We start from the raw sequence: 4,516 nt of genomic DNA, 5'->3' as shown, positions 1-4,516 counted from the left end.
GAAAAGAATTCATTGATAAACTGTTTGGCATTGCAGCATAATCCGTAAGTTAATAGGAAATTCATGTCCTATGTTTTTTTGAAATCATCTTTGCACCAGAACCCCTTATTTTGTATAAGTATATATTTTATCTGTCCCTGAAAAATAAACTTTTAATCTGTCCTTATCTTCAACCATTTTTTGCTGTTGGGTAAACGAATTCCCATAGTCAACCAAAATCAAATTCTTATCTAAATACCTATATATACCTACATATTTATATTCATCTGATAATTTTTGAGTATACATATCTATTAACAATATTTTTTTCTTTTCTTTAGTTTTAGGATTAACTTCAATCTTTTCTTTAAATTCATAAGAGATCGGACAATTTTTATCATTATCGACTAATCTCCATTTCCCACTTAATTGTTTATCACTACACCCAAATAGTAAAAAACTAGAAATAAGTAGGAGAATTAATGGCTTTATTTTTTGCATTTATATATTCTCCTTATTTTTAAAATACTGTTTCTTTTACTTTTGTTCAGTTTTATATTCATTGTTTTTATTTCTATTTCGTACCAAATTGTACCATTTAACCCTATAAAAACCAATTTTTAGTTTCTTCCCTATTTTTAGATGTGAGTACTGCTAGTCATGTGAGAACTAAACCTCACAAACTCAACATAACTGCATATAAGGGTGACATTACCAAAAATAAAAAATTGTGCGCTAAAGATACAAAATTATGTAAATGTAAACTTTTAAATATTTGTTTACTTTTAGTTTCTATAATACAACCCCATTGGTGTTAATATATGTTATAGGTGGTAAATGTTTACTTTTCAAAAAAAGGAGGAGTATTATGGCTGAAACAAACGAATCTTCAGGAATCAATTTAAAAAAAGATGTGAAGTTTTCTATTATAATCCCTGCACACAATGAAGAAAAGTACATTAGAAAATGTTTGGATTCAATTACAAAGGCATCAGAGGCATATAAAGATCAAACTGAAGTCATAGTTGTTTTAAATCGTTGCACAGATAAAACAGAGGAAATAGCAAAGTCGTATAACTGTATTACATTAAAAAATAACGATAAAAACTTATCCAAAATCCGAAATGCAGGGGCCGAAATAGCTAGTGGAGAAATAATCATCACTATAGACGCTGATACCCAAATGACAGAGTCTATGTTGTTTAATGTAAACAAATATTTAGCTTCAGGTAAATACATCGGCGGTGGGGTAACTGGGAAGTTTGAAAGAATATCTTTAGGAATATTCGTTTCCGCAATGTTAATAATAATCCCCTTTCTTTTTAAGTATGGAGCTATATCTGTAGGGATTTTTTGGTGCTATAGAAAAGACTTTATAGCAATCAACGGATTTAATGAAAACATGCTTATGGCAGAAGATGCAGATTTCGCTAAACGGTTAAAAAAATGGGGAAAGCAAAATAATAAGAAATTCGGTACAATTAAAAATGGAATGATAACTTCAAGTAGAAGATTTGATAAATATGGAGACTGGGCTTTACTTAAAAATCCAAAAATAATCTTAGCCTATCTAAAAGGAAATGATAAAAAATACGCAGATAAAACATATTATGATAACCAAGAAAGATAACTGTGAAGATTCCTAAACAAATCATCATCAAATGAACTAGTGAAACAAGATAATTTAACTACCCCCACCTATCGCTTCGCGCTTGAGATGGGGGGTCTTCTTGCTAGATATGATAAAATTCAACAAAACTAAAAGAATCTCATTTATTTAGAATTTTTTTAGTTTTATCCAAAGTATACTTTTGAATATTTGTTTACATTCAAATCACCTGAAATATTGACTTCACGCCAAATCCCTTGATACCATCAAAACACATAACAAAAATATACATTCAAAACACTGTAAATAAAGAGTTTATAGCCCCTATAAAAAATTAAACATATTTACAAAATAAAAGACGACTTAAAAGCCGTCTTTTATTTTGTATTACAACTTATATGGATTATTAATGATTTTCTTTTCTTTTTGTATCTGTAATATTAACTGTTTTTTCTTTTCTTCAATCAACACAATCTTTTTATTACAGGTACTTACCTTTATGTAAGTACCTGTAATAAAAGTGCGTACTTACATATTTTCAAATTGGACTTTACAATAAAAATGAAATCAGCCTAAGGAGGAAGCAACATTGAAAACTCTTGTTATCATAACACACCCAAGTTTAGAAACATCTGTTGTTAATAAGCGATGGATAGAAGAATTAAAAAAATATCCAGAAAAATATACTGTGCACGAATTGTATAAGGTTTATCCTGATGAGAACATAGATGTGGAAAAAGAACAAAAATTGGTTGAAACTCACGGTAACCTTGTTTTCCAATTTCCTGTATATTGGTTCAACTGTCCTCCTCTCTTAAAAAAGTGGCTGGATGATGTTTTCCTTTATGGATGGGCTTATGGTTCAAAAGGAGATAAATTAAAAAATCGTAAAGTTGCTTTAGGTGTATCTGCCGGGATCAAAAATGCGGATTATAGTGAAGCTGGGAGATACCATTATACACTTGAACAAGTATTGCGTCCGTTTGAGGCGACAGCCATCTATTGTAAAGCGGATTATCGTTCATTCTTTGCATTTTATGGAGCAGAATTTGAGCCATCTGTAAGTGAAATAGAAAAAAGTACTCAAGATTATTTAAATTTCATTGATAATATGTAATAGGTAAATTTTATAAAAATTAAAATAAGAAGTACCTTCTAAACCAAGAAGGTACTTTCTTTTTACACTATGCCTATTTTGTTACATCTTCAAGATCTTGAAAACTATTTTTCTCTCCCCACTCGCACATCATATCTAACAATGGAATAAGTGAACAACCACGTTCAGATAATGAATATTCAACTTTTGGAGGTATTTGGGGAAATTCTTCGCGTATAATAAGACCATCTTCCTCAAGATCTTTTAACATAACACTTAGTGTTTTAAAAGAAATAGTCCCAATACATCGCTTCAACTCATTGAACCTCATAACCTTATTTTCAGATAACCAATACAAAATAATTATTTTATATTTACCACCTATTAAGGATAACGTATATCCAAAACCAGTGTTTTTTAGTTCTACACCCGTCGGAACACAGGTTTCTCTCACAATCCCCACTCTCCTTCTGATAAAAATATCCTATCAATATCAATACTTTATAATAAACTACTATAAAATCTTATCACAAGAATATAAAGTAACACGTTTATATTTCATTTAATGTTTTTAATATCCCATATTATTTCATTCTCATGAAAAAACGCACAAACCTAATACTATCAATGGTTTGTGCGTTTTTCTTGCTACCTATAATGTTACATTATGTTAACCGATTATGTATAGATTATACATCATAAGTATTTGTATTTTAGGTCATATATTGTTATCATATATTGGTAAATTTAGGAAAACATGGATTTAATTAAAGAAGTGAATTTATTAAAATATCAATTTAGACTTATGCAAAGTATGATTCAGTCAGACGAGTTCCCATTTTATAGATTTGTTATAAATTATGAATTTGAAGAAGAACAAGTAAAAGCTTTAACAAAAATTTTAATTGCATTTCATAATCGATTAACTAGAGAAGAAGTTTCCATTTTTGCTCAAAATGATCATTTATTTTCTAAATTTAAACTTCCTTTAGATTTGCTATACAGTTCCGAAAAGCCTAATTTAGATGAGTTTAAACTATATATTACTAAGATTTTTTATCAAGAATTTGAATTGAAATACTTGTTATTAAATTTAAAAAAACAATGTATTTTTGTAAATGTCTGTGATTATCTTTTAGAGCAATTACAAATTAGTAATAACATTTGATTCTGTGAATGAAAAATCCCTTCAGTCAAGTAATCTGGAGGACCTTTGTTAATCCCCTAAATACATTGACTTCCACTAACGAGAATTATGTGAACACGAAAGTCCCCCAGTTAAACAATCTGGGGGATTTTTAATAGTCTTCTAAATACATTGAATCCCGATAATGTTACGTTATGTCAACTGATCATGTATAGTGTATACAGATAGGGATTCTCCTCTATTACATTGAATTTCATTATAATAACATAAAGTAGGAGGGATTAATTTTTAATACTTATGAAGAATGACCTTACAAAAACAAAGATAATATTAGTAGTTCTTTGGTCTTTTACTTATAGCTATGTAGGAACTAGTCTTGGGGTAAAAAAAGATATTTACTATTTATTTATTGGAGGTTCTATTTATTTTGGAGGTTTATTTTTAATTCTTTATGTTGTTGATAGATTTAAAAATAGAAAAACTAAAAAATAATTATATAAAAAGACCGATCTTTCTTAAAGCGATATTTTTTAACTTCCTACAACGAGAATTATGTAAATGAGCTGTCCATATGGGCAGCCTATTGTATTTTTTGTTTAGCGTAGGATTTGTCCAAAATGTTGGCGATGCCCCTTATATAAAAGGAGGGAACAATAGATGGAAGACGTACAATTTCCCTTTTTAC

General features: G+C 29.0%; 5 protein-coding genes. 3 read left to right on the top strand and 2 right to left on the bottom strand.

Features of this window, described 5'->3' with window-relative positions; translation table 11 throughout:
• Positions 1 to 105: 105 nt before the first annotated feature.
• Complete coding sequence (locus ACFQZ1_RS10315; protein ID WP_377882097.1) at positions 106 to 480, bottom strand: hypothetical protein; 375 nt, start codon at positions 478 to 480, stop codon at positions 106 to 108.
• 367 nt (positions 481 to 847) lie between these two features.
• Here ACFQZ1_RS10315 and ACFQZ1_RS10310 point away from each other — a divergent pair, with 367 nt between their 5' ends.
• The gene (locus tag ACFQZ1_RS10310) at positions 848 to 1,609 is read left to right on the top strand and encodes a glycosyltransferase family 2 protein (protein ID WP_377882095.1); all 762 of its coding nucleotides are present in this window, start codon (positions 848 to 850) and stop codon (positions 1,607 to 1,609) included.
• 568 nt (positions 1,610 to 2,177) lie between these two features.
• A complete protein-coding gene (locus tag ACFQZ1_RS10305) occupies positions 2,178 to 2,705 on the top strand; it encodes an NAD(P)H-dependent oxidoreductase (RefSeq protein ID WP_377882093.1) in 528 nt (175 codons plus the stop codon).
• A gap of 73 nt (positions 2,706 to 2,778) precedes the next feature.
• On the opposite strand, the gene ACFQZ1_RS10300 is transcribed toward ACFQZ1_RS10305, so the two are convergent.
• Entirely contained in the window at positions 2,779 to 3,138 is a 360-nt protein-coding gene (locus ACFQZ1_RS10300) for a winged helix-turn-helix transcriptional regulator (protein ID WP_377882091.1), read from the bottom strand.
• A 303-nt stretch (positions 3,139 to 3,441) separates the two neighbouring features.
• On the opposite strand from ACFQZ1_RS10300, the gene ACFQZ1_RS10295 reads away from it, so the two are divergent.
• Positions 3,442 to 3,852: a DUF1878 family protein gene (locus ACFQZ1_RS10295; RefSeq protein ID WP_377882090.1), complete on the top strand. Its 411-nt coding sequence runs from the start codon at positions 3,442 to 3,444 to the stop codon at positions 3,850 to 3,852.
• Positions 3,853 to 4,516: the final 664 nt, after the last annotated feature.

Origin of the sequence: Bacillus sp. CGMCC 1.60114 (assembly GCF_042676365.1) — a bacterium.
GTDB lineage: Bacteria > Bacillota > Bacilli > Bacillales > Bacillaceae_G > Bacillus_A > Bacillus_A rhizoplanae_A.
This window is presented reverse-complemented; position numbering and strand designations above follow the sequence as displayed.

What these genes read in the sequence shown, in the direction of transcription:
- ACFQZ1_RS10315 (WP_377882097.1), bottom strand. Translation starts at nt 480, where the DNA reads ATGCAAAAAATAAAGCCATTAATTCTCCTACTTATTTCTAGTTTTTTA.
- ACFQZ1_RS10310 (WP_377882095.1), top strand. Translation starts at nt 848, where the DNA reads ATGGCTGAAACAAACGAATCTTCAGGAATCAATTTAAAAAAAGATGTG.
- ACFQZ1_RS10295 (WP_377882090.1), top strand. Translation starts at nt 3,442, where the DNA reads ATGGATTTAATTAAAGAAGTGAATTTATTAAAATATCAATTTAGACTT.